General features: G+C 50.0%; 25 protein-coding genes and 1 tRNA gene. 24 read left to right on the top strand and 2 right to left on the bottom strand.

Features of this window, described 5'->3' with window-relative positions; translation table 11 throughout:
- Window positions 1-16 precede the first annotated feature (16 nt).
- Window positions 17-280, bottom strand: coding sequence for a 30S ribosomal protein S20 (gene rpsT / locus AC8GDC_RS04135; RefSeq protein WP_506557409.1), 264 nt, complete (start codon window positions 278-280; stop codon window positions 17-19).
- Window positions 281-432: 152 nt separating this feature from the next.
- On the opposite strand from rpsT, the gene lepA reads away from it, so the two are divergent.
- The 23 genes from lepA (at window position 433) to AC8GDC_RS04020 (ending at window position 23,031) form a co-directional block, all read left to right on the top strand.
- Window positions 433-2,292, top strand: a complete 1,860-nt coding sequence (gene lepA / locus AC8GDC_RS04130; RefSeq protein ID WP_506557408.1) for a translation elongation factor 4 — start codon at window positions 433-435, stop codon at window positions 2,290-2,292.
- Entirely contained in the window at window positions 2,293-3,525 is a 1,233-nt protein-coding gene (gene hemW / locus AC8GDC_RS04125; protein WP_506557407.1) for a radical SAM family heme chaperone HemW, read from the top strand.
- Between the two features lie 71 nt (window positions 3,526-3,596).
- Window positions 3,597-4,622, top strand: a complete 1,026-nt coding sequence (gene hrcA, locus AC8GDC_RS04120; protein ID WP_506557406.1) for a heat-inducible transcriptional repressor HrcA — start codon at window positions 3,597-3,599, stop codon at window positions 4,620-4,622.
- On the top strand, window positions 4,623-5,693 hold the full coding sequence (gene dnaJ / locus AC8GDC_RS04115) for a molecular chaperone DnaJ (RefSeq protein WP_506557405.1): 1,071 nt from the start codon (window positions 4,623-4,625) through the stop codon (window positions 5,691-5,693). It abuts the gene before it with no gap.
- Between the two features lie 4 nt (window positions 5,694-5,697).
- Window positions 5,698-6,426: a 16S rRNA (uracil(1498)-N(3))-methyltransferase gene (locus AC8GDC_RS04110; protein WP_506557404.1), complete on the top strand. Its 729-nt coding sequence runs from the start codon at window positions 5,698-5,700 to the stop codon at window positions 6,424-6,426.
- A 23-nt stretch (window positions 6,427-6,449) separates the two neighbouring features.
- Window positions 6,450-6,794, top strand: a complete 345-nt coding sequence (locus AC8GDC_RS04105; RefSeq protein ID WP_506557403.1) for an HIT domain-containing protein — start codon at window positions 6,450-6,452, stop codon at window positions 6,792-6,794.
- The gene (locus tag AC8GDC_RS04100) at window positions 6,791-7,753 is read left to right on the top strand and encodes a PhoH family protein (protein WP_506557402.1); all 963 of its coding nucleotides are present in this window, start codon (window positions 6,791-6,793) and stop codon (window positions 7,751-7,753) included. The genes AC8GDC_RS04105 and AC8GDC_RS04100 overlap by 4 nt, the downstream gene beginning before the upstream one ends.
- Window positions 7,750-8,208, top strand: coding sequence for an rRNA maturation RNase YbeY (ybeY, locus tag AC8GDC_RS04095; RefSeq protein WP_506557401.1), 459 nt, complete (start codon window positions 7,750-7,752; stop codon window positions 8,206-8,208). The genes AC8GDC_RS04100 and ybeY overlap by 4 nt, the downstream gene beginning before the upstream one ends.
- Complete coding sequence (locus tag AC8GDC_RS04090; RefSeq protein WP_506557400.1) at window positions 8,209-9,027, top strand: hemolysin family protein; 819 nt, start codon at window positions 8,209-8,211, stop codon at window positions 9,025-9,027.
- On the top strand, window positions 9,020-9,913 hold the full coding sequence (gene era, locus AC8GDC_RS04085) for a GTPase Era (protein WP_506557399.1): 894 nt from the start codon (window positions 9,020-9,022) through the stop codon (window positions 9,911-9,913). Before AC8GDC_RS04090 ends, era begins: the two co-directional genes overlap by 8 nt.
- A gap of 126 nt (window positions 9,914-10,039) precedes the next feature.
- Window positions 10,040-11,773: a 2-isopropylmalate synthase gene (gene leuA / locus AC8GDC_RS04080; protein ID WP_506557398.1), complete on the top strand. Its 1,734-nt coding sequence runs from the start codon at window positions 10,040-10,042 to the stop codon at window positions 11,771-11,773.
- 36 nt (window positions 11,774-11,809) lie between these two features.
- Window positions 11,810-12,535 carry a DNA repair protein RecO gene (gene recO / locus AC8GDC_RS04075; protein ID WP_506557397.1) on the top strand — a complete coding sequence of 242 codons (726 nt, stop codon included), beginning with the start codon at window positions 11,810-11,812 and terminating at the stop codon, window positions 12,533-12,535.
- Window positions 12,532-13,311: an isoprenyl transferase gene (locus tag AC8GDC_RS04070; RefSeq protein ID WP_506557396.1), complete on the top strand. Its 780-nt coding sequence runs from the start codon at window positions 12,532-12,534 to the stop codon at window positions 13,309-13,311. Before recO ends, AC8GDC_RS04070 begins: the two co-directional genes overlap by 4 nt.
- A 54-nt stretch (window positions 13,312-13,365) precedes the next feature.
- Complete coding sequence (locus tag AC8GDC_RS04065; protein ID WP_506557395.1) at window positions 13,366-14,742, top strand: glycine--tRNA ligase; 1,377 nt, start codon at window positions 13,366-13,368, stop codon at window positions 14,740-14,742.
- A gap of 10 nt (window positions 14,743-14,752) precedes the next feature.
- Window positions 14,753-15,928 carry a tRNA dihydrouridine synthase DusB gene (gene dusB, locus AC8GDC_RS04060; RefSeq protein ID WP_506557394.1) on the top strand — a complete coding sequence of 392 codons (1,176 nt, stop codon included), beginning with the start codon at window positions 14,753-14,755 and terminating at the stop codon, window positions 15,926-15,928.
- A complete protein-coding gene (locus AC8GDC_RS04055) occupies window positions 15,929-17,185 on the top strand; it encodes a deoxyguanosinetriphosphate triphosphohydrolase (protein WP_506557393.1) in 1,257 nt (418 codons plus the stop codon). It begins immediately after the preceding gene.
- A gap of 9 nt (window positions 17,186-17,194) precedes the next feature.
- On the top strand, window positions 17,195-19,048 hold the full coding sequence (dnaG, locus tag AC8GDC_RS04050) for a DNA primase (protein WP_506557392.1): 1,854 nt from the start codon (window positions 17,195-17,197) through the stop codon (window positions 19,046-19,048).
- Window positions 19,041-19,958, top strand: a complete 918-nt coding sequence (locus AC8GDC_RS04045) for a D-isomer specific 2-hydroxyacid dehydrogenase family protein (RefSeq protein WP_506557391.1) — start codon at window positions 19,041-19,043, stop codon at window positions 19,956-19,958. Before dnaG ends, AC8GDC_RS04045 begins: the two co-directional genes overlap by 8 nt.
- A gap of 49 nt (window positions 19,959-20,007) precedes the next feature.
- Window positions 20,008-20,080, top strand: a tRNA-Asn gene (locus AC8GDC_RS04040).
- Between the two features lie 44 nt (window positions 20,081-20,124).
- Window positions 20,125-21,402: a sensor histidine kinase gene (locus AC8GDC_RS04035; protein ID WP_506557390.1), complete on the top strand. Its 1,278-nt coding sequence runs from the start codon at window positions 20,125-20,127 to the stop codon at window positions 21,400-21,402.
- Window positions 21,403-22,062 (top strand): hypothetical protein, encoded by a 660-nt coding sequence (locus AC8GDC_RS04030; RefSeq protein ID WP_506557389.1) that lies wholly within the window; start codon window positions 21,403-21,405, stop codon window positions 22,060-22,062. It begins immediately after the preceding gene.
- Window positions 22,052-22,729 carry an AzlC family ABC transporter permease gene (locus AC8GDC_RS04025; RefSeq protein WP_506557388.1) on the top strand — a complete coding sequence of 226 codons (678 nt, stop codon included), beginning with the start codon at window positions 22,052-22,054 and terminating at the stop codon, window positions 22,727-22,729. The genes AC8GDC_RS04030 and AC8GDC_RS04025 overlap by 11 nt, the downstream gene beginning before the upstream one ends.
- Window positions 22,726-23,031: an AzlD domain-containing protein gene (locus AC8GDC_RS04020; protein ID WP_506557387.1), complete on the top strand. Its 306-nt coding sequence runs from the start codon at window positions 22,726-22,728 to the stop codon at window positions 23,029-23,031. The genes AC8GDC_RS04025 and AC8GDC_RS04020 overlap by 4 nt, the downstream gene beginning before the upstream one ends.
- Here the strand turns inward: AC8GDC_RS04020 and def are convergent.
- Window positions 23,028-23,534: a peptide deformylase gene (gene def / locus AC8GDC_RS04015; protein ID WP_506557386.1), complete on the bottom strand. Its 507-nt coding sequence runs from the start codon at window positions 23,532-23,534 to the stop codon at window positions 23,028-23,030. The two genes, AC8GDC_RS04020 and def, sit on opposite strands and share 4 nt — an antisense overlap.
- A 165-nt stretch (window positions 23,535-23,699) precedes the next feature.
- Here def and AC8GDC_RS04010 point away from each other — a divergent pair, with 165 nt between their 5' ends.
- Entirely contained in the window at window positions 23,700-24,578 is an 879-nt protein-coding gene (locus AC8GDC_RS04010) for a DMT family transporter (RefSeq protein ID WP_506557385.1), read from the top strand.
- The last annotated feature ends 3 nt before the right edge of the window (window positions 24,579-24,581 follow it).

The following is a 24,581-nucleotide window of genomic DNA, read 5'->3' as shown; positions in this document are numbered from 1 at the left end:
TTTCGTAAACAAATCTTTACTTCAGGACTGATGCCTTCTTGGCAAGTGCTGACTTGCGGTTAGCAGCCTGGTTCTTGTGAATGACACCCTTTGACACAGCCTTGTCTAGCTTGCGGTTAGCTGCGGACACTGCAGCAGCAGCTGCGGTCTTGTCGCCACCGGTGGTTGCCTCGCGGGCAACGCGGATTGCAGTCTTGAGCTCGCTCTTGACAGCGCGGTTGCGGTCAGTTGCCTTCTTGTTGGTCAAGATTCTCTTGACCTGGGACTTGATATTTGCCATTTTTTTCTTTCGTTTTGGGGATACCCAACCGCTCTAGCTTACCTGCTGGCAGGGCTTAGAGGCAACCGTTTATTGACGCTGGGGGCTTGGGCTTCAGGCATTATGCGAGAATGGGACCGAAAGCCCAACGCCCCCACCATAAGGATCAGCCCTTGTCGCCACGCGCAACATCCAAGCTGGAGCCGTCCAAGACGCCTCCCGGGCAGCTGCGCAACTTCTGCATCATCGCCCACATTGACCACGGCAAATCGACCTTAGCTGACCGCATGCTCCAGCTAACCGGTGTGGTGGATGAGCGGTCGATGAGGGCCCAGTATTTGGACCGAATGGACATTGAGCGCGAACGCGGCATCACCATTAAATCTCAAGCAGTTCGCATGCCCTGGGCCGTCGATGGTGAAGTGTTTGCACTGAACATGATTGACACACCAGGTCACGTGGATTTCACCTATGAGGTTTCAAGATCGCTGGCAGCCTGTGAAGGTGCGGTTCTGCTGGTTGATGCAGCTCAAGGTATTGAGGCCCAGACGCTTGCCAATTTGTATCTCGCAATGGAAAACGAACTGACGATTATTCCAGTGCTAAACAAGATTGACCTTCCGGCAGCTCAGCCCGAAAAGTATGCAGAAGAACTAGCCAATCTAATTGGGGGAGATCCTGCAGATTGCCTTCGCGTTTCTGGAAAGACCGGCATCGGCGTGGGGGAACTACTAGACAAGATCGTAGCTACAGTCCCAGCTCCAAAGGGAGACCCTAACGCGCCAGCCCGCGCGATGATTTTTGACTCGGTCTATGACAGCTACCGGGGGGTAGTCACTTACGTGCGAATGATTGACGGAAGCCTCTCGCCTCGCGAAAAGATTCAGATGATGTCCACTCGCGCAATTCATGAACTTCTAGAAATTGGCGTTAGCTCACCTGAACCAGAACCCACCCAGGGGCTTGGTGTTGGCGAAGTGGGCTACTTGATTACTGGAGTAAAGGATGTCCGACAGTCAAAAGTTGGCGACACTGTCACAACAGTCAACAAACCCGCAACCAAGGCTCTAGTTGGCTATTCAGAACCTTTGCCAATGGTTTTCTCTGGTGTCTACCCAATCGATGGCTCTGACTATCCAGATCTTCGCGAAGCACTCGACAAGCTAAAGCTTTCAGACGCCGCTTTGGTTTACGAACCAGAGACTTCGGTAGCTCTAGGGTTTGGTTTCCGTTGTGGCTTCCTAGGCTTGCTCCACTTAGAAATTGTGACAGAGCGTCTGGAGCGAGAGTTTGGTCTCGAGCTAATCGCAACCGCTCCTTCGGTGGTTTATCAAGTCACGCTGGACGACGGTAAAGAAGTCACTGTGACCAACCCGAGCGAGTTCCCAGGCGGAAAAATTAAGAAAGTGCTCGAGCCTATGGTTCGCTCGACAATTCTGGCTCCGAAGGATTATGTCGGAACAATCATGGATCTGTGTCAGACCAGGCGCGGCGTAATGATTGACATGCAGTACCTGGGTGAGGATCGCGTGCAGCTGCGCTACACACTTCCCCTTGCCGAAATAGTCTTTGACTTCTTTGATCAGCTAAAAAGCAAAACCCAGGGCTACGCTTCGTTGGATTACGAAGAAGCTGGTCTTGCCGAGGGAGACCTTGTGAAGGTGGATCTTTTGTTGCAGGGCGAGCAGGTGGATGCCTTTAGTGCCATTGTTCACAAAGACAAGGCCTATGCCTACGGCGTAATGATTACCGGTAAGTTGCGAGAGCTAATTCCAAGACAACAGTTTGAAGTTCCAATTCAGGCCGCAATCGGTGCTCGCATTATTGCCAGAGAATCAATTCGTGCCGTTCGAAAAGATGTTTTGGCCAAATGCTACGGAGGAGACATCTCTCGCAAGCGCAAGCTCCTCGAGAAGCAAAAAGAGGGTAAGAAGCGCATGAAGATGGTTGGACGAGTTGAGGTTCCTCAAGAAGCTTTCATTGCAGCACTTTCCTCAGACGGTGAAAAAAAGGGCGAAAAGAAGGGCAAGTAATTGGCCGGCCCGTTACCAGATGGTGATCAAGCTCCAGCAGATGGACTTTTATCTCTCGAAGAAATCAAAGGCAGTGAAGCGAGAACCTTTCATGCTTACGTCCACATTCCATTTTGCAAAGATATTTGTGGCTACTGCGATTTCAATACCTACACCGCAACCCAGCTTGGATCACTGAAGCAAAGTGATTACGCCGCTTCACTGATTTCAGAAATACGTTTTTCAGCCCAGATATTAGAGCAATCCAAGGTATCCCCAAGAAAGTTCAGCACCGTCTTTTTTGGTGGCGGAACCCCTTCGTTGCTGCCAGCTGCTGACTTGATAGAAATACTTGTTTCCCTAGAGAAAACATTTGGCTTTGCAGAAAATGCCGAAATTACCACAGAGGCTAATCCCGATACTGTCACCTTAGAAAAGTTTGCAGCCCTTAGAGAAGCTGGCTTCAATCGGGTTTCTATCGGAATGCAGTCAGGAGTTCAAAGTGTTCTAGATACTTTAGAGCGCAGTCACAACCCCGAGAACGTTTCGAAGGCATTTGAAATAGTCAAAAGCCTCGGCTTTGGTACATCGCTAGATCTAATCTTTGGAGCTCCAGGGGAAACTCTTTATCAGTGGCGCGAAAGCCTAGAGGCAGCAATAGCACTTGAGCCAGATCACCTCTCGGCCTACTCATTGATTGTTGAGCCCGGCACAAAGTTGGCAAGGCAAATCAAATCAGGAGAGCTAGCCGAGCCAGATGAAGATCTCCAGGCTGAAAAGTATGAACTAACAGAAAAACTGCTTTCAGCAGCGGGCTACGGCTGGTACGAAATTAGCAACTGGTCCAAATCGGAGAACTTGCAGTCCGATCACAATCTTGCCTACTGGTTGGGTCAGGACTGGTGGGGTTATGGACCTGGTGCTCACTCGCACCTTGGCTCAGTTAGATGGTGGAACCAAAAGCACCCGCTAACTTATTCAAAGAAACTAGAGGAGAAAGTTTCGCCAGCAGTTGGACGTGAAGTGCTTTCAGCACAGACTGCAAAGCTTGAAAGAGTGATGCTCGAGTCAAGAACTTCCAAGGGCATGAGCATTTCCGACCTCGAAGCACTAGAAGCTGGAACGAAATCGCGTGTCCCACATCTAATTGCCGATGGGCTCATCGATGGCCAACTAGCTATCAAGGGGCGCTTGGTATTGACGCTCAAGGGGCGCCTACTTGCCGATGCTGTGGTTCGAGAACTAACTGACTAAGTAATCTCATCCAGTTGCGGGTAATATTGGCACTCAGATCCATTGAGTGCTAACAGGCAGGTGAACAACGCGTGATTCCAGATAGACCACTTGAGGTCCTAAAGGCAATCGTTCGCGACTACATCGCATCCAAAGAGCCGGTGGGTTCAAAATCTCTTGTTGAGCGACATTCCTTTGGCGTATCAGCTGCAACTATCCGAAACGACATGGCAATTCTTGAAGAAGAAGAACTGATTGTTGCACCTCACACCTCAAGCGGAAGAGTTCCCACCGACAAGGGCTATCGCATGTTTGTCGATCAACTAAGTGAAATTAAGCCTCTCTCTGCCGCCGAGAAAGTTGCCATCGAAGGCTTCTTGTCTAAAAGCTCCGACTTGGATGAAACTCTCGGTCAGACCGTAAGGCTCTTGTCTCAACTAACTAACCAGGTTGCTCTGGTTCAGTACCCGAGTTTGGGACGAGCATCGGTTCGCCACATCGAGATCATCTCCATCGACGAAAAGCGCCTGCTTCTAATGCTGATCACTGATTCCGGACGGATCCAGCAGCACGTTCTAGAAATTCCCGGTGGCTACGAATCCGGAGATGTTGAAAAGCTTCGCAACATGCTAAACGAATCCCTAACCGGTAAAGGCCTTGCCGAATTTTCAGCAATTGCCAAGACAATTGCCCAGAAGGCAACCGGAAAAATCAAACCCTTGGCTGAGCGAGTCACCCCTGAACTACTAGCTCTTGTAGATGCCAACAGCCAGGAGAAAATTCTGCTTGCTGGAACATCAAATCTTGCAAGGCGTGAGGATGATTTCCCTGGCAGTATCTCACCGGTTCTGGAAGCAATTGAAAAGCAGGTTGTGCTATTGAAACTGATTTCAGAGATGCAAGCCGATCAGCACGGTGTCTCACTACTTATTGGTAGAGAAAACAGCGTCGATGCACTTTCTTCCACATCGGTTGTGGTCTCGGGTTACGAAAACCAGGGAAGTGAAATTGCCAAGGTCGGAGTGATCGGACCTACCCGCATGGATTATTCCTCGAACATCGGCGCAGTTAGAGCGGTCGCTAGGTATCTAACCAAATCGCTCGGAGGTCCGCAGTAATTGGCAGATCACTACGAAACCCTCGGGGTGCAACGAAACGCTTCCTCCGATGAAATCAAGAAGGCTTACAGGAAGCTCGCTCGGGAGCTTCACCCCGATGTGAACCCGTCTGAACAAGCCCAAGAGAAATTCAAGTCTGTGACTCATGCCTATGAAGTGCTCGGGGATGAGCAGTCACGAAGAAGTTATGACTCAGGGGGATCAGAAGCTGGTTTTGGTTTTGGCGACATCTTTGAAACTTTCTTTGGTGGTGGCGGCTCAAGGGGTCCACGCTCCCGCGCTGAAAGAGGTCAAGATGCACTGCTTCGCGTAGAGCTAACGTTCGAAGAAGCAGTTTTTGGAGTTGAGAAATCGATTCCGGTTGATACTGCTGTGCTTTGTGAAACTTGCAACGGTAGCTGTGCAAAGCCAGGAACCAGTGCGAAGGTATGTGACATTTGTCGCGGTGCTGGCCAGGTTCAAACTCAAGTTCGTTCCCTGCTTGGATCTGTAATTACATCAAGCCCGTGTGGCTCCTGCCGCGGCTACGGGCACATCATTCCAGAACCATGCCTTACTTGCCGCGGCCAGGGAAGAGTTCGCGCAAGGCGGGACATCGAACTAAAAATTCCTGCCGGAGTTGAGGATGGATTGCGCTTGCAGCTCGCCGGTTCCGGAGAGGTCGGATTTGGCGGAGGCCCGAGCGGGGATTTGTATGTGGATATCTCTCTTGCACCTCACCAGTACTTTTCTAGAAATGGTGACGAGTTGATCTGTGAGCTAGAAGTTCCTCTGCACGATGCAGTGTTGGGAACCATGGTCAAGATTGATTCTTTCGACGGTGAGGTCGAACTTCAAGTGCCAGCGGGAAGTCAAACCGGTGATGTAATTCCAGTCAAGGGCAAAGGTTTTGGTAGATTGCGTCAATCTGGTCGAGGTGATCTACTTGTCACCATCCAAGTCAAAATTCCTAGCAAGTTAGATTCCAAGCAGAAAGAACTGTTTAGAGCACTCGCTGGTTTTAGAAAATCCGATACAGCTGGCCTCGTTGCTCGGAAGTCTGGTTCATTCCAGGGCAGACGCCGTGGTTGAGCCCATGTTTTTTGCAGCAATCGGCAAAGACACTCTTGCGGGTTCGTCATTTGTCCTAAGTGGCCCAGAAGCTAAGCACGCAGTGAGTGTTCGGCGAATGACTCCAGGCGAGGCAATCGCCGTTAGCGACGGAGCTGGAGTCAAAATTCGCGGCAAGGTTTCTAAAGTTGGTAAGGACTCTATGGAAATCAGCGTGGAAAGTGTGGAGTCAGTTTCTGCCCCTTCAGTCCAGCTGCATTTAGTGCAGGCTCTGGCCAAAGGTGATCGTGACGAACTGGCAATTCAGGGGTGCACTGAGCTTGGCGCGCACGGAGTTATTCCTTGGCAATCTGATCGCTCAATTTCTATCTGGAAAGACGAAAAGAAAGCCAAAGGTCAAACCCGCTGGCAGACGATTGTGACTGAAGCCGCTAAGCAATCACTGCGCGCTTTTGTCCCGATTGTTGAACCGGTCCACAGCTCCCAAGAATTAATCACCCGGCTCTCAAGCTTTGATTTGGTGCTGGTTCTGGACCCCGAGGCAAAAGAGTCAATTGCTCAAGTGAAATTGCCAGCTGCGGGCTCGGTTGCTTTAGTAGTTGGGCCCGAAGGTGGCATGTCCGAATCAGAGCTGGAAGCGTTTGCAACCGCCGGAATTAGCTCGGTTCGTCTGGGGTCAGGCGTACTCAGAACTTCAACTGCTGGTATGGCGGCGGTTTCATTTCTGCAGGCAAAATTGGGGGAGTGGAATTAGCCGCGCTGGCTAAAACTAGACTTATGAGCATGACTGAAGCTAGCTGTATCTTCTGCAAAATCGTTTCTCGAGAGATAAACACTGAATTCATTGCAGAAACTACTAACACCCTGGCATTTAGGGACATTGCCCCTCTGGCAAAAGTGCACCTGCTAGTTATTCCTAAAGAGCACCACCGCGATGTTGTTGAGCTAGCAAACAATGCACCAGAGATTCTCTCCGAGGTACTAAGTACAGCAACAGATCTGGCAAAGAAGTTCACGGCTGGGTCATTTAAACTTCAGTTCAACACTGGAGCAGAAGCAGGGCAGACTGTGTTTCACGCGCACGCCCATGTGTTATCCGATTCGGCAAAGGACGGCTCTTGACCGCTTCTGAATCCCAAGATTCAACAACTGTCTCTGTTGAGATTTCCGGCGTGGACCCAGTATTTGTGTTCGGACCTGAAGATCGTTTACTAAAGGCCATAGAAGAAGGTTTTCCAGAGGTTCGTTTTACCGCTCGTGGAAACCAAGTGGAGATTACCGGCCCTAGTGTTCAGGTTGCCCTTGCCAAAGCGCGCGTTCAGCAGATTATTGCGGCGGTGACTACCGGAAGGGATATTTCTCCAGCTGATCTTCGCCGCAGTGAACCTGATCTTTTATCGCAGAGCATTTTGAGCTCACGAGGTAAGTCGATCCGCCCAAAAACCTCTGGTCAAAAAACCTATGTCGAAGCTATCGATAGAAACACGATTGTCTTTGGTATTGGCCCTGCCGGAACCGGTAAGACATATCTTGCAATGGCCAAAGCCGTTCAGGCCCTTCAGCGCAAAGAAGTTTCGCGCATCATCCTGACCCGTCCTGCCGTTGAGGCGGGTGAGCGCCTTGGCTTTTTGCCTGGAACCCTTTCTGAAAAAATCGATCCTTACCTTAGACCTTTGTTTGATGCCCTTCATGAAATGCTGGACCCAGACTCGGTTCCAAAGCTGATTGCCACCGGCACCATTGAAGTTGCTCCTTTGGCTTACATGCGCGGTCGGACACTAAATGACTCCTTCATCATCCTTGACGAGGCTCAGAACACTACAGGTGAGCAGATGAAAATGTTTTTGACCCGCCTAGGGTTTAACTCAAAGATGGTTATCACAGGAGACATCACGCAGATTGACCTTCCTGGCGGAGCTTCGGGCCTAACAATTGCGACCAAGGTGCTCGATGGAGTGGACGATGTTCACTTTGCCAAACTCAGCTCTAAGGATGTTATTCGGCATCCTCTCGTTGGAAAAATTGTTGATGCCTACGATGAGGCAGCTGCCCAGAAAGCCCAGAGGGATTCTCAGAAGTGAGTATTGAGATCAGCAATGAAACCGAACACTCGGTGGATGAAGTTAGGGTTTTGAAGCTTGCCGGATTCGCTTTAGATCGAATGAAGATTCATCCTGGAGCAGAACTTGCCATCATGTTCGTTGACGAACCAGCCATGGAGGCACTTCACATCCAGTGGATGGATGAGCCTGGTCCAACTGATGTCTTGAGCTTTCCGATGGATGAGCTTCGACCAGGAACCGAACACGAACCAACACCCGTAGGACTGCTGGGAGATATTGTGATTTGCCCCGCCGTTGCCATGCGGCAAGCGGAAGCTGCCGGGCACGAAATGATTCACGAGGTTTTGCTTCTTACCGCCCACGGAATCTTGCATCTGCTTGGATTTGACCATACAGAACCTGAAGAGGAAAAGGAAATGTTTGGCATTCAAAAATCGGTTCTTGAGTCTTTCTATGAGAGCGAGAAGGTTTAGATGAATATCTCCGAGCGACTATTGGCACTTACCAAGCGTTTTAGCAAAAAAGCCAACGACTCGACCGAGGCTGAGGAGTACGAGCAAGACCTAATCGAATCCGTTGAAGAGTTCTCGGAGACCATCACTCGAGAAGTAATGGTTCCAAGAATTGACATCGCTACTGTGGCAGCAGATTTAGATCTTGATAAAGCCATGGCGATCTTTTTATCCAGTGGATACTCGAGGCTTCCAGTGACGGGCAAGACCACCGACGACATCCTTGGAATTTTGTATTTGAAGGATGTTGCAAAGGTGCTTCACGAAACTCCAAAGCTGATGTTTGAGAAAACTACCGAGCAGCTGGCTCGCAAGGCAGTGTTTGTGCCGGAGTCAAAGGCCCTAAAGGACCTACTGCAGGACATGCAGAGAAGCTCTACCCACGTGGCAGTGGTTATCGATGAGTACGGCGGAGTTGCTGGCCTTGTGACAATGGAAGACGTAATCGAGGAACTGGTCGGAGACATCGTTGACGAATATGACCGTGAGATTCCAGGTGTTGAAGTTATTGAAGAAGGTGTCTACAGGGTCAACGCCAGTTTTTCGCTTTTTGAACTTGGGGAACAGCTAGAAATCGAATTAGAAGATCAAGATGTTGACTCAGTCGGCGGATTACTAACCAAGGAGCTGGGACGTCTACCGAAGGTGGGAGACACTGTTCAACTTCGGTCAATTGAGCTAACTGCCGATAGGGTTGAGGGCCGGGGCAAGCGATTACTTACTGTAGTTGTGCGATTGCGCGTAGAACCGGTGGTCGAGGAATCAGAAAAAGATGACTAACGAATTCCGCGCGGGCTTTGTCTCTTTTGTAGGGCGGCCTAACGTCGGAAAGTCGACTCTTACAAACGCTCTAGTGGGCGAGAAGATCGCAATCACCAGCGATAAGCCCCAGACCACCAGAAGAGCTATCCGAGGAATTGTTCACCTTCCCGAAGGTCAGCTAATCATGGTTGACACCCCAGGACTTCATCGCCCACGAACACTGCTTGGTCAGCGCCTCAATGACCTAGTGGCTTCAACTCTTTCTGAAGTAGATGTAATCGGTATGTGCTTTCCCGCCGGCGACAAGATTGGCCCGGGAGATCGTTTCATAAACGAACAGCTCGGCGACTACAGACGAGCCAAACTCGTTGCAATTGTCACCAAAAGCGAAACAGTTTCGAGGGAAGCCTTGGCTAATCAGCTAATGGAAGTTTCCAAACTGCGCGACTGGGCCGAGATCATTCCAGTTTCCGCAATTGCCGGTGAGCAGTTAGGGGAGCTAACTCAGGTTCTTCTGAATCTGATGCCGGTTTCAGCCGAGTTGTATCCAAAGGATATGAACACAGATGAATCAATCGAGTCGAGAATTTGTGAGCTGATTAGAGAAGCAGCACTCGAGGGTGTCCGCCACGAACTTCCTCATTCGCTAGCGGTCACCATGGATGAGATGCAAAAGCGCGAGAATTCCGACTTGATTGATATCCACGCCAACATATTTGTTGAGCGTGATAGCCAAAAGGGAATTGTCTTAGGCAAGGGAGGGGAGCGTCTCAAGGATGTTGGAACCCGCTCCCGCAAAGAGATCGAAGCCCTGCTGGGCTCGAAGGTTTTTCTGAGCCTGCGCGTCAAGATTGCCCACGAATGGCAACGAGACCCAAAGCAGCTGGGAAAGCTCGGCTTTTAAGTGCTACCGTTAAGGCGTGTTCTTCGAGCTACTACTTAGTGGCCGCGACGAGGCCTAAATAGGCCCTCCTCGTCGCGGTGAATTCCGCTACGGCTAGCTCACTTCCATACTTCAAGGAGAACACAGATGAAGAACAATCAAAAACCTTCTGCGATGCCAATTCATCGCTATAAACCTTTTCACGAGCAGATCACTGTAGATCTTCCAGATCGCACCTGGCCAACCAAGCGAATCACCAAAGCCCCAAGATGGTGTGCTGTTGACCTCCGTGATGGCAACCAGGCACTAATTGACCCTATGTCTCCAGAGCGAAAGCTCAAGATGTTCCAGCTGCTTGTTCGAATGGGCTACAAGGAAATAGAAGTTGGTTTTCCTTCCGCCAGTCAGACAGATTTTGATTTTGTTCGTGTGCTTATCGAAGAAAACCACATTCCCGAAGATGTGACTATTCAGGTGCTTACTCAGGCTAGAGATCATTTGATTGAGCGCACCTACGAGTCACTAAAGGGCGCAAAGAGCGTAATTGTGCACTTCTATAACTCAACTTCCGTCTTGCAGCGCAAGGTTGTATTCAACCAGGACAAAGACGGAATCAAGAAGATTGCCCTGGATGCTGCGAAAAAGTGTAAGTCACTTGAGCACCTACTTCCTGGGACCAAGATTTACTATGAATACTCACCCGAGAGCTATACCGGAACCGAACTTGAGTACGCAGTTGAAGTTTGCAACGCTGTAATCGAGGAAATCGGCCCAACACCTGAGCGCCAGATGGTGATCAATCTGCCGGCAACCGTTGAGATGATCACTCCGAACATTTACGCCGACTCAATCGAATGGATGAGCAGGCACTTGGCTCGACGCGAGTCAATCCTTTTGTCTCTTCACCCGCACAATGACCGTGGCACTGCAATCGCGGCCGCCGAGCAGGGGTACATGGCTGGAGCAGACCGCATCGAAGGCTGCTTGTTCGGAAACGGTGAGCGCACCGGAAACGTGGATCTTGTGACTCTTGGTTTGAACTTGTTCAGTCAGGGCATTGATCCGGAAATTGATTTTTCTGATATCGATGAAATCAAGAGAACCGTTGAGTACTGCAACCAACTTCCTGTTCCAGAAAGATCGCCTTACGGTGGCGACTTGGTCTACACCGCATTTTCTGGTTCACACCAAGATGCAATCAAGAAGGGCTTTGAGGCAATGCAGAAAACTGCAGAGGCGCAAGGCAAGAGTCTTGGCGATCTGGAGTGGGCAGTTCCTTACCTTCCTATTGATCCACTGGATGTTGGCAGAAGCTACGAAGCAGTGATTCGAGTGAACTCTCAATCCGGTAAGGGTGGAGTGGCATACCTATTGAAGTCAGATCACTCGCTTGATCTTCCAAGAAAGCTTCAGATTGAGTTTTCAAGGGTTGTTCAAGGACTTACTGATTCCGAAGGTGGCGAAGTCAGCAGTGAAAAACTCTGGGAGATTTTCCAGGACGAGTATCTGCCAGCTCCAAACAGCAAGCCCGAACTAAAGTGGGGACGCTTTGAGCTCAAGCGAATGAAGACCGAGAGCGAGATGGATGGCGAAGTTAAGCTAGATATAGTTCTTCGCGATGGCGCTAATGAGATCGCCGTTTCTGGAACTGGAAACGGTCCAATCTCTGCTTTCCTTTCTATCCTCAAAGCCCAAGGGGTTGACACCAGGCTGCTGGATTACGTCGAGCACACCATGAGTGCCGGTGGAGATGCACAAGCGGCCTCCTACATTGAGCTTGATGTGGCAGGAAAGACGCTTTGGGGAGTTGGTATTGATTCGGATATCGCCACCTCGTCTCTCAAAGCCGTAATTTCTGGCGTGAACCGCGCTATCCGCTAGAGCTTTTCTTTGCTTAAGCCAGTGGATACTGGTTAGGTGCCGTTATACCGAGATGAAGCCGTAGTTTTGCGCACCCAGAAGCTGGGTGAAGCAGATCGAATTGTGACGCTGCTTTCGCGCTACCGAGGTCAAATTCGCGCGGTTGCTAAGGGTGTTCGTAGAACCGCATCGAAATTTGGATCTCGGCTGGAACCATTCATGGTTGTCGATGCTCAGTTCTACGAAGGTAAATCTCTCGACATAGTGAACCAAGTGGAAACAATCGGGTCCTATGGCGGTCAAATAATTGACGACTATGCTGCTTTCACTTCAGCAAATGCCATGGTGGAGGCAGCAGAGCGACTAACTTCTGAAGAATCTTCGCCGCAGCAATACCTACTGCTTGTTGGTGCACTTCGATCTCTTGCCAGCAAAGAGCATGACTCGTCTTTGATTTTGGATTCATATTTGCTTAGAGCCCTAGCAATTGCAGGATGGGCACCAAGTTTTGATAACTGCGCCAGGTGCGAGGCCCCAGGACCTCACAGCGCATTCGTAATGCAGGTCGGATCAGTTGTCTGCCAAGACTGCAAACCAATAGGTGCGGTCTCTATTTCAACTCAGACCAGCGACCTCCTTGGAGCATTACTTTCGGGGGATTGGGATCAAGCTGAAAAAGCATCAGATTCTGCTCGCTCTAGCGCTTCGGGTATTGTTGCTGCGTACAGTCAGTGGCACATCGAGCGGGGGCTAAAGTCCATGCCGCATGTAGAAAGAGCATGATGGATTTTCTTGAAGTTTCAAAAAAAGGAATCAAAGCACCCAAGTTTGAAAAAGTCCCAAAGCATGTTGCTATTGTCATGGACGGTAACGGTCGATGGGCAAACAAGCGAGGCTTGACTCGCATCGAAGGGCATAAAGCCGGCGAAGCCGCTTTGCTCGATGTTGTCGCAGGGGCTATTGAAGCTGGGGTTAGCGAGCTTACTGTTTTTGCTTTCTCAACCGAGAACTGGAAACGCTCTCCCGAAGAAGTCCGTTTTCTAATGGGCTTCAATAAAGATGTCTTGCGTGCACGTCGTGATCAACTTAATCACTGGGGTGTGAAAGTTCGTTGGGTCGGTCGAAGACCAAAACTTTGGGCGAGCGTAATTGACGAACTGGAAACTGCTCAGGAGCTCACTACACGCAACAAGGTTCTTACTCTAACGATGTGCGTCAACTACGGCTCTCGAATTGAAATTGTTGATGCAGTCAATGAGATTGCTTTACTTGCTTCGAAAAAGAAGATCAAGCCAGGTTCAGTCACAGAGAAAAGTTTCGGAAAGATGCTTTCGACCAACCCACTTGGGGATGTTGACCTATTCATTCGATCATCTGGGGAGAAGCGAATTTCCAACTTCTTGCTTTGGCAAAGCGCCTACGCCGAGCTGGTCTTCAGCGAGGTGCTCTGGCCCGATTTTGACCGCAAAGCGCTCTGGGAGTCAATCGCTGAGTATTCAACCAGGCAGCGCCGTTTCGGCGGTGCAATCGACAGCCCCAAGCCAAAGCCAGTCAAGTAAACTGGGCGTCGGTTCGGTTTCGGGCCTTTTTCTAGTCCCAATTTGGAGTTCATCGTGGCAATAACCAATCGCCTAGATTCAGCTATCGCGCTTGCCAAGCGCAGGGGCTTTGTTTTTCCTGCTGGAGAAATCTACGGTGGAACCCGCTCGGCTTGGGACTACGGACCATTGGGTGTGGAGCTAAAAGAAAACATCAAGCGCCAGTGGTGGCGCTCGGTTGTAAACAGCCGTGAGGATGTTGTCGGTCTTGATTCTTCTGTAATTCTTCCAAGAAGAGTTTGGGAAGCCTCCGGACACGTTAAAGAGTTCGTTGACCCACTTATTGAGTGCACCAGCTGCCACAAGAGATTTAGGGCGGATCACCTCGAGGAAGCCTTCGAAGAGAAAAAGGGTCGCGCTCCAGAATCGATGAAGGACATCGCTTGCCCCAACTGTGGTACTCGAGATGCCTGGACAGAGCCAAAGCTTTTCAACGGTCTTCTAAAGACTTACCTAGGTCCTGTTGAAGACGAATCGGGAATGCATTACCTGCGTCCTGAAACCGCTCAGGGAATTTTCGTTAACTTCGCAAACGTACTAAACGCGGCTCGAATGAAGCCCCCGTTTGGTATTGGTCAAATTGGTAAGAGCTTCAGAAACGAGATCACTCCTGGAAACTTTGTGTTTAGAACACGCGAGTTTGAGCAGATGGAGATGGAGTTCTTCGTTGAGCCAGGAACCGATGAAACTTGGCACGAGTACTGGATTCAGGAGCGTTACAACTGGTACACCGACCTTGGTATCAACCCCGAGAATCTTCGCCTGTTTGAGCACCCGAAGGAAAAGCTTTCACACTACTCAAAGCGCACCGTAGACATCGAATACCGATTTGGTTTCCCGGGCAGTGAGTTCGGTGAGCTTGAAGGTGTTGCCAACCGCACTGATTTTGATCTAGCAACCCATGCTCGTGAATCCGGCGTTGACCTAAGCTACTTCGACCAGAACAAGGGCGAGAGATGGACTCCGTTTGTCATCGAACCAGCTGCTGGTTTGACAAGATCGCTGATGGCGTTTCTGGTTGATTCCTACGCTGAAGACGAGGCCCCAAACACCAAGGGCGGCGTAGATATTAGAACAGTGCTTCGCCTTGACTATCGACTAGCTCCAGTCAAAGCTGCAGTTCTTCCTCTTTCTCGAAACGAAGATCTGTCTCCGGTGGCGCGGAACCTGGCACAGGATCTTCGTGGTTCTTGGAATATTGACTTTGATGATTCTGGAGCAATTGGACGTCGCTACCGCAGACAAGATGAGATTGGAACCCCGTTCTGTATCACTGTGGACTTTGAATCTCTTGAGGACCAAGCCGTCACAGTCCGTGAGCGCGACAGCATGGCGCAGTCACGCGTTTCGCTAGACAAGCTCAAGGGCTATCTAGCCGAGAAGTTGGTCTAACTTTTCTCTCATGCAGGCAACACAGAAACCCGCACTAACTTATGGCAACATCGCCATTGATGTGCCTGTTGTGCTTGCACCAATGGCTGGAATCACAAACACCGCCTACCGCAGGCTCTGCCAAGAGTTTGGTGGCGGACTATACGTTTCTGAAATGGTCACTTCCCGCGCGCTTGTTGAGCGCACCGAAGAATCCATGCGACTTATCGGTCACCACCAATCTGAGAAGGTGCGCTCGGTTCAGCTTTATGGAGTTGACCCAAAGACGATTGCTGACGCAGTTACCATGCTGGTTGCTGAAGATCGTGCCGATCACATCGATCTAAACTTTGGCTGCCCAGTTCCAAAAGTCACTCGCAAGGGCGGGGGAGCAGCTCTACCTTGGAAGAAAGACCTTTTCGAAGCAATTGTTCAATCGGCTGTGAAGGCTGCAGGAAGTATTCCTGTCACTGTGAAGATGCGAAAGGGCATTGATTCCGATCATCTAACTTTTCTTGATGCAGGAAAAGCCGCTCGTGACGCCGGGGTTGCAGCCGTCGCACTTCACGGAAGAACTGCTGCCGATTACTACTCAGGCACAGCTGACTGGGATGCCATCGCTCAGCTTCGCTCGGCTCTGCCAGATGTTCAGGTACTTGGTAATGGCGATATCTGGAGCGCTCAGGACGCGGTAAACATGATGAAGCAAACTGGCGTTGACGGAGTAGTTGTTGGACGTGGCTGCCTAGGACGCCCATGGCTTTTTGCGGACTTGGAAAAGGCTTTTCGTTCCTATATGGCAAATCCCAATGCCGAGATTGACTATTCGCAGATCCAGCCAAATTTGGGCGAAGTCGCTGACGCATTCAAGAAGCACGCAGTTTTGTTAGTCGAGTTTTTTGAAGACGAACTTCGTGCCTGCAGAGATATTCGAAAGCACGTGGCCTGGTACTTCAAGGGCTACCCGGTAGGTGGAGAATTCAGGGCGGCACTGGCAAGCGTTGAGAATCTTGATCACATGGATCAGCTTCTTGGGACACTCGATCGCTCCATGCCATACCCTGGCGAAGAAGCTGAAGGACCTCGCGGTCGCGCCGGTTCGGTAAAGACCTGTGCCTTACCTGAGCACTGGTTGGACTCGAGAGAACTTGGCGAATCCGCCAAAGCAACCCTTCTCGAAGCCGAGCTAAATGTATCGGGGGGCTAAGTGAATACCCCCGGATACTCTTCAGCTGACACCGAGAGATTTGTTCCTGAGGATAGAACTAATTCAGCTAAGCGCGGTGAATTTGCCAGAGACCGCGCACGCGTGCTTCACTCATCTGCACTTCGTCGCCTGGGAGCAAAGACTCAAGTTCTTTCGCCAACCAATGGGGATTTTGCAAGAACTAGGCTTACTCACTCTCTAGAGGTAGCTCAAGTTGGCCGCGAAATGGCTCAGGCCATTGGAGTCGATCCAGATGTTGTCGACACCGCTTGCTTGGCGCATGATCTAGGGCACCCGCCATTTGGACACAACGGAGAAAAAGCACTTAGCGTCTGGGCAGAGGACTTTGGTGGCTTCGAAGGTAACGCCCAAACACTCAGGCTGCTGTCTCGAATTGAGCCCAAGGTCATCGATTCAAATGGTCAAACTCGTGGTCTGAATCTAACTAGAGCGAGCCTTGATGCCACGTGCAAGTACCCTTGGGCTCGCTCCGAAGGTGTTGCTGAAGCCGGCGGTAATCAGTCTGTGAAGTTTGGTTACTACGAAGACGATGCAGAGGTGTTTGAGTTTTTGCGTAAAGGCTCTACCTCAAATCGAAAGTGCATCGAAGCAGAGGTAATGGACTTTGCCGACGACGTTGCTTACTCCGTGCACGACTTTGAAGACGCCGTTGTTTCCGGATACGTTGATCTTGCAGAGCTTGCATCAGCATCAAACCACAAAGATCTATTTTCAAAGATTCAAAGCTGGGCGGCACCAGAACTATCGATCGATGAAATTCAGGCTGCCTTTGAAAGGCTTAGCGAGAATCTTTACTGGCTAAACAGCTACTCATCTTCTATGGCCGACCAAGCAACCTTGAAGAACTTAACGAGCTACCTAATTGGCTCTTTCGTTGGCAGATCGACAAAGAGCACTCTTGAGTCGAATGCCTCAGCCCACCTAGTTCGCTATAACGGCTCGCTTGTCGTGCCGAGCGATGTCAGGGGCGAAATTGCAGTTCTCAAGGGAATTGTGTCGGTATTTTTGATGACGGACGAAAAGCGTCAGCCTTACTACACCTGGCAACGCGAAGTTCTTACCGAGTTGACTGAGGCGTTACTGGCATCAAATGGAAAGCACTTGGATCACTATTGCCAGAGCGTCTGGACTGAAGCTAAGACGGAGAGCCAGAAGTACCGAGTGGTAGTTGACCAGGTCGCTTCACTAACTGACGTTTCAGCTTTGAACCTGCACGCTGAACTCAAGGGTAAATAGGATTAGCTGATGGCGGGAAAGATTAGCCCTAGGGACATCGAGGAAGTCAAAGCTCGAGTAAACATCGCTGATGTTGTCGGCTCCTACGTTGCCTTAAAGCCTGCAAGTGCTGGAAGCCTTAAGGGTCTTTGCCCTTTTCACCAAGAAAAATCGCCATCGTTCAACGTAAGACCGCTGCAGGGTTTTTACCACTGCTTTGGCTGCGGAGCAGGAGGGGATGTCTATAAGTTTCTGCAGGAAATGGAATCGCTTAGTTTCTATGAAGCGGTTGAAAACTTAGCAGGCAAGGTCGGCTACACCCTCACTTATGAAGCTGGCGCAAAGGGTCCAGATCAAGGCCAGAAGGCACGAATCTACGAAGCCAATGCGGCAGCGGCTAAGTATTTCCAAGATCAACTGATGACTGACCCGGCAATTCCAGGGCGAGACTTCTTGAAATCTCGCGGCTTTGACAAAGCAGCTGCAGAAATGTTTGGGGTTGGCTTTGCTCCAAAGGGTTGGAACAACCTGACGGATCACCTAAAGGCCATTGGCTTTACAGAAGAAGAGCTAATCGCCGCATCCCTTTCTTCCAAGGGCGAGCGTGGGCTCTATGACAAGTTTCGCGGCAGACTGATCTGGCCGATTCGAGATACCTCTAATCAGGTGATTGGATTTGGAGCTAGAAAACTCTTTGATGACGATCAGGGCCCGAAGTATCTGAACACTTCTGAGACACCGGTATATCACAAGTCAGCTGTGCTCTATGGAATCGATTTAGCCAAGAAGGAAATCTCTAAGTCACAAAAAGTTGTTGTCGTTGAGGGGTATACAGATGTCATGGCTTGCCATTTGGCGGGAATTACTACTGCGGTTGCTACCTGCGGCACTGCGTTTGGCGATGAGCATATACGTATCCTGAATCGGATGCTTTCAGCAAACGTTGATAATCCAGCCGAGGTCATATTCACATTCGATCCCGACGAAGCCGGCCAGAAGGCAGCTATGCGAGCCTTTGCCGACGCCGACAAGTTCCACGCCAATAGTTTTATAGCAGTCGGTCCCGACGGGCTTGACCCATCAGATCTTCGAGTCCAAAAAGGCGACGAAGCAGTTGCTCTGATGATTGAGAACAAGAAGCCAATCTATGAGTTCGCAATCAAACAGAAAATGAAGAACTTCAACCTAGATTCTGTTGAGGGTCGAGTCGGTGCCGCAAGAGCATCTGCCTCCGTCATAGCAACAATTCGAGATTCTGCTTTGCGATCGGTTTACATCCGAGAACTAGCTAACTGGGTGAACCTTGACTTATCTGAAGTAAGCGCCCTGGTTGATAGAGCCATCAAAGAAAAGGTTGTCTCAGCGGTTGCACCGCTTCGCCAAGATTCGGTTCCAGAAGCTCCTGTCGAAATTGCTTTTCAAGCACCTGACCTAAAGGATCCAGCTGTGCGTTTTGAACGTCAATTACTTGAAGTTCTTGTTCAGCAACCCGCGATGGTCGCAGCCGAAGATCTAAAGCAGCTTTCGTCGGGGGATTTCCTTGCTGGAGCACACGGCGCAATTGCAAAGGCTATTTACTCAGCTCTGGAGCATCGAAGTGACAATAACTGGCTGCCAATGATTTCTGAAGCACTTGAACCAACTCTTCACTCGGCCCTTCGCTCTTTGGCTGCAACTGAACTGCCTGCCAGAAACGACCAGGAGCTGGAAAAGTATGTCTCCGGTGTTGTAAACGCTGGCTTCATCGCCTTGCTTACTAGGCAGAAGCTATCGATGCAGGCAGTGCTTAGGCAACTAGATCCTGCCGAGACGGCCAAGATCGAACAAATTCAGCGTGAACTAGTTTCCATTGAAGAGCGCAGAAGGAAGCTTCAAGGTGGCTAACAATCTAATTGCCATTGAGCCTAAAAGTTTTGCTTCTTATGAAGATGCTGTGGTTTCAGGCGGGGGACAGGTAGCACCGCTTTCAAAAGAAGTGAAAGCGCTGATTTGGACCGATTACTCAGCACCAGAATTACTCTCAACTACTTTGGCGGAGAATCCGCAAATCGAATGGGTGCAGCTTCCTTTTGCGGGCGTAGACGCCTTTGCCAAAATTCTCTCTGCTCCAGTTAGGTTCACTAGTGCAAAGGGTTCATACAAAGAACCAGTTGCCGAGCACGCACTTGCTTTGGCTTTAGCACTGGGAAGAAAACTTCCTGTTCGAGTAAAGGCAACCAGCTGGGGCAAGCGCGAGGCGGTTAGCTTCTACGATGCAAACGTTTTGCTGATTGGCGCAGGTGGAATCACAGATGAACTAATTGGGATGCTAAAGCCTTTTAGGGCAAAGGTTTCGGTTTGTAGAAATCAAGAAGAGGTCAAAGTACCTGGAGCAGACGAAGTGTTTGGACTTGCCAATTTAGGTCAAAAGATTTCTGATGCAGACCTAGTAGTTGTTGCGTGTGCTTTGACTGAGAAGACCCGAGGGCTATTTGACTTGGAGCTTTTCTCCAAGATGAAATCAACTGCATTTTTGGTGAACGTAGCAAGAGGCCCAATCGTAAACACAGCCGATCTGCTCACTGCTTTGGATCAAGGACTGCTAGCTGGGGCTGCTGTGGATGTTACAGACCCTGAACCACTTCCTGATGGAGATCCGATGTTTGGCAGAGATGACCTGATTGTCACTCCTCATACTGCTGACACCAAGGAAATAGTCGAAAGACACTTTGCCATCAGGGTTCAGCACAACGTGAAAGCCTTTTTGGGTCAGGGCCCCTGGATTGGCCAAGTAGACCCAGAGCAGGGCTACTGAAGGCTCTGGAAGCCCTAAATTTTGGTAGTGTTGGTTTCTGCGAAAGCATTCCTCGGTAGCTCAATTGGCAGAGCAATCGGCTGTTAACCGATAGGTTCTTGGTTCGAGTCCAAGCCGGGGAGCTTCTGATTTTTAGCGACAAAATGGCCACTTTCAGGAGGTGCCGGTGATTCGGTGGATCCAAAACAGAAACTGGCTTCCAGAAATAGCTCTCGCGGCATTCGTCTTTCTCACCCTCGGTGGGCTTGATCTTGCCACCCAAGGCATCATGGCGATGCTTGGCTCACTTGCGATAGCGGCAAGTTTTCTATTTGTTCGAAAGCTCAGTTATCTAGCCTCCGCACTCGTTCTTATAGCGAGCCTTATTCAGGTCAGCTTTTCCTTGCTTCCAATTTTTGGCTCAATTGGTATTGCGCTTTTGGCTTTTGTAGTTGGAGCATTCAGTCCCAAGCCCTGGCGCGAAATCAACTTCGTGGTTGCCATTTTTGGAGGGTTGGTTTTTGCAGCCAACGTTGGGTTTAACCCGACGATTAACTTGGAAGTATTTGGTGGAGCAATCCAACTCGATGAAATCGGTCGAGTCGTGATCTTCCTAACGCTGGCCTTGCTGGCGCTTAGCTTGGTATCGCTTTCTTGGATTCTGGGCCAGCTTCTTATGACACGCATGGTTCATGTTGGTACAGAAATCGATCGACTTGTCTACGAAGAAAAGCAGCTAAAACTTTCAATTGAACTAGCCGAACAGGCCAAGAGATTTGAAATTGCAAGAGATATCAATGAGACGGTAGTTCAGAAGCTGTCCTCAGTGATCACCAATGCCGAGGGAGGCATTTACTCGGCCAAGGCAAATCCAGAAGCTGGACTTAGAGCTTTAGAGAAGGTGCTGGATAGCGCCCGAGGCGCCCATACCGAGCTGCGAAGACTTTTCGACATGATCAACCGCGGCACAGCAGTTTCAACCAAGCCTCCAACGCTTGAAGACCTTGAATCCCTGGCCATAAGAATGAGGGAAACCGGACTTGATGTTTCCATCTCGCACTTCGGACAGCGGTTTGCACTAGATCAGTCGGCTGAGCTAGCTATTTACAGAATAATCTTCGAAGCTCTAAAAAATGCTAGACAGCACAACCCAAAAGGCACCAGGGCTGCAGTTGAGATTTCCTGGCTTGAAAATGGTTTGCAAGTAATCGTGAAGGACAATGGTGTTGAAATAGTCAGACGTGCGACCTTGGGACCTAATGGATTGCCAGTTCCTTACGAGGCGCAGGACGACCTAGACACACTTCTAGAAAAAGTCACAGGGCCTGGACTCACAGCTATGCGTGAACGAGCTGAGAGCTTTGGCGGATCGCTAGAGGTGCAGCGTGTGGTTGGAATTGGATTCACGGTCTCTGCAATGTTTCCTGCAACCGGAATTGGCGTCAATTTGGACTCTGCATCCTAAATGCCTTCCACTATTCGCATTGGCTTGCTTGACACGGACTCTGATGTTCGCTTTGGCCGAAAGTTGGTCCTATCCTCAGAACCTAAGTTTGAAGTTGTGTTTGATTCCGATGGATCACAAGATGACCTTGAGGCAATCGAGCAATCTCTAATTGACGTTTTAGTGTTAGATCAAAGGCTCTTTTCTGGTGCAGGGGTAAGTTTCTACTCGAGTCTTAGAAATTTGGGTGGCCCAAAGCAGGCCCCACCGGCGGTTTTGACTGCCTCATTTACGCAACCAGATTTGCTGCTTGATGCTCTGCAGGAGGGAATCTTTGATGTTGTTTCAGTCGACCAAGGCGCCCAGGGTTTAGTGACCGCTGTATCCAAAGCCACTACTGGAGTAACTGCTTATTCGCTTAGTGCTATTTGGGACCTTGTTTCTTCGCAGCCTACTTATCGAGCGGTCGATTTGAACTTTGTGAGATTAGTGGACGAATTGCCCCAGAAGCTATCCAGTAGCGTAAAAAAGCTAAAGACTGTTTGGCAGTCATCGGATTTAGCAAAGATCAAAAAGTTCGATATAGATTCTTTGAATGCACTAGTTCCACGCTTACCGGTATCTAGTTCGGTTGAGTTAGTAGTGGCTATGAATCGATCGGGGTTACTAGATGTCGAGTAAGCAGCAGTCGATCACTGCAGTGTCCCTTGGGGTGGGTTTCGCAACCGGCGTCTATGCAATATCTTTCGGAGCGCTCTCGGTTGCTGCCGGGCTAGATCTTTGGCAAACCATGGCACTTAGTCTTTTGATGTTTAGCGGGGGTAGTCAGTTCGCGTTCATTGGTGTTATAGCCACGGGAGCGGGGGTTGTTCCTGCAATTTTGTCTGCTTGGCTACTGGGTGTTAGGAACGGTTTCTATGCGATCCGGATGAATCCAGTTTTGTCTGTGCGCGGTTTGATGATGCCGGTGGCAGCCCAGTTAACTATCGACGAGTCGAATGCCGTTTCCTTGCTTGGAGAACCAGATCGCAAGCAGGAGCGTTTGGGTTTTTGGCTCACCGGTATCGCTGTTTTTGTGTTCTGGAACTTCTTTACTTTTCTTGGAGCAGTGCTTGGTTCCCAGATTGGTAATCCAACCGACTGGGGTCTTGACGCAGCTGCCGGTGCAGCTTTTCTAGGACTGATTTGGCCACGCCTAAGCCAGTCCAAGTTCTTGACTTTAGCCATAGCTTCAGCGTTTGTTGCAATTTCGCTTTCCTCAGTTCTGCCAGCAGGGGTACCGGTACTGCTTACAGCACTCTTGGCCGTTGGTTTTTGGCTGTATGGCATGCGGGGTGGCAAAAAGTGACTCTTTGGTCAGCAGTTTTGTTATCCAGCGCGTTGGTTTACTCCTGGAAGTTGTTTGGCTATTTGGTTCCGGAAAGATTTGTCTCCAACCCAAGAATCAAAGAGCTGGCGGCACTACTGACGGTTGCGTTACTGGCTGGTTTGGTTGGTATTCAGACCTTTGTCTCTGCTTCAGGAATTTCAATTGATGCGAGAGTTCCTGCTTTGGCACTTGCGGGATTGCTTTTTTACCTACGGGTCCCTTTTGTCGTGGTTGTGGTTGTTGCGGCCGCTATTGCAGCGTTACTTAGACTTTTGTTCTAGTCTTCTAGATTGTCAGTGCCGGGCAACCAGGAAACCCCAGGTTTGTTCCAGCCCAGTTGCTCCATAACTTCAAAAGCTTCTTTTCTGGATTCGAACTCCAGCTTGTCTACGTAGATGATTCCATTGAGGTGATCAAACTCATGCTGGAACACTCTGGCAAACCAACCCTCTGCTTCAATACGTACTGGTTTGTTTTCTAGATCGACTCCCTCAACGATTACGTTTTCGCCTCGTTTGAGGGCGAATCTTTCACCTGGGAAAGAAAGGCAGCCTTCGCTCTCAAGTTCATCATCCGCTGGACCGGCTTCGATAGATGTGTGGGTGAGAGTGGGGTTTATAACAACACCACGCCTAGGGTTATCGTCATCGTCGGGATAGCTGTATACGAACACGCGCAAGTTAACACCGATCTGCGGTGCCGCCAACCCTACTCCAGGGGCCTTGTCCATAGTGTCAAACAGGTCCTGGACCAACTGCTCGAGCTGCTGATCAAAAACGGTCACTTCAGAAGCCAATTGGTGCAATGCGGGGTCTCCGTAGATGAGAACTGGCCTAATCACCCCATAAATCTAGCTGTTTAGCTCAGAACTTCGGGCAGAAACGGGGTTAGGCTCGAATTTGTTGATTGAGGTATTGATTTGGGACCAGAACTAAGAGAACTCGCAATCGTGCTCGCAATACTCGCTGCAGTAGCACTGGCCTTTGGCGCACAGTTTCAAAATCAAGCAGTTGGCAAATCTACCGAGAAGACTCCTAGGCGTCGAGGTTCACTTTCACTAAAGGAGCTAGGGCGACTGTTTGTCCGTCCGCGTTGGATGACAGGTCTTGGCCTGATGGGTGTGGGAATGGTTTTGCAGGTCGCAGCTCTAACGCTGGCTCCACTTATCGTGGTGCAACCAATCGGAGCCATCGCTTTAGTTATTACCTCGCTACTAAATGCCAGATCAACCAAAACCAAACTCAACCGCGGAACTATTTTGGCCATTGGGCTTTCAACCTTCGGGGTGGGCGGGTTCGTGATCACCGCATCTCAGGTGGCCTCCCAGGTGGAGCTAACCGATGCAAACTTGCTTCGGGTGTTGGGTCTGCTAGTGATTATTCTGATTGCTTTCGCAGTGCTTTTTTTCACTTTCGGCAAAAAGGCCAAAGCTCTCACTTACATCCTGGGCGCTGGTGTGCTCTACGGATTTGTTGCAACTTTGGCCAAGGTTGTTATTCAAAGGCTGTATCAGATGGACTACGACGCCCTCACAGCTCTTGCACTAGTGAGCATGGTCGGAGCAGTGTTTTTGGGTGGCTGGTTTGTTCAAAATGCATACTCTTCAGGTCCACCGGATCTAGTGATCGCGGGCCTTACAGTTATCGATCCGCTAGTTGCGGTTGGAATAGCCATCGGAGTGCTGGGAGAGGCTCAGCAGGCAAGTGGGTTCTCTATTGCGGCCTTTATCCTCAGCGGGCTCGTAGCGGTTTCTGGTGTTTACCTGCTATCTAGGGTGCATCCTGAGCTGCGTCCTAGGAAAAAGGCGAGTCAAGTAAACTTGAGCTAAGCA

Origin of the sequence: Rhodoluna miladensis (SeqCode) (assembly GCF_965234705.1) — a bacterium.
GTDB lineage: Bacteria > Actinomycetota > Actinomycetes > Actinomycetales > Microbacteriaceae > Rhodoluna > Rhodoluna miladensis.
This window is presented reverse-complemented; position numbering and strand designations above follow the sequence as displayed.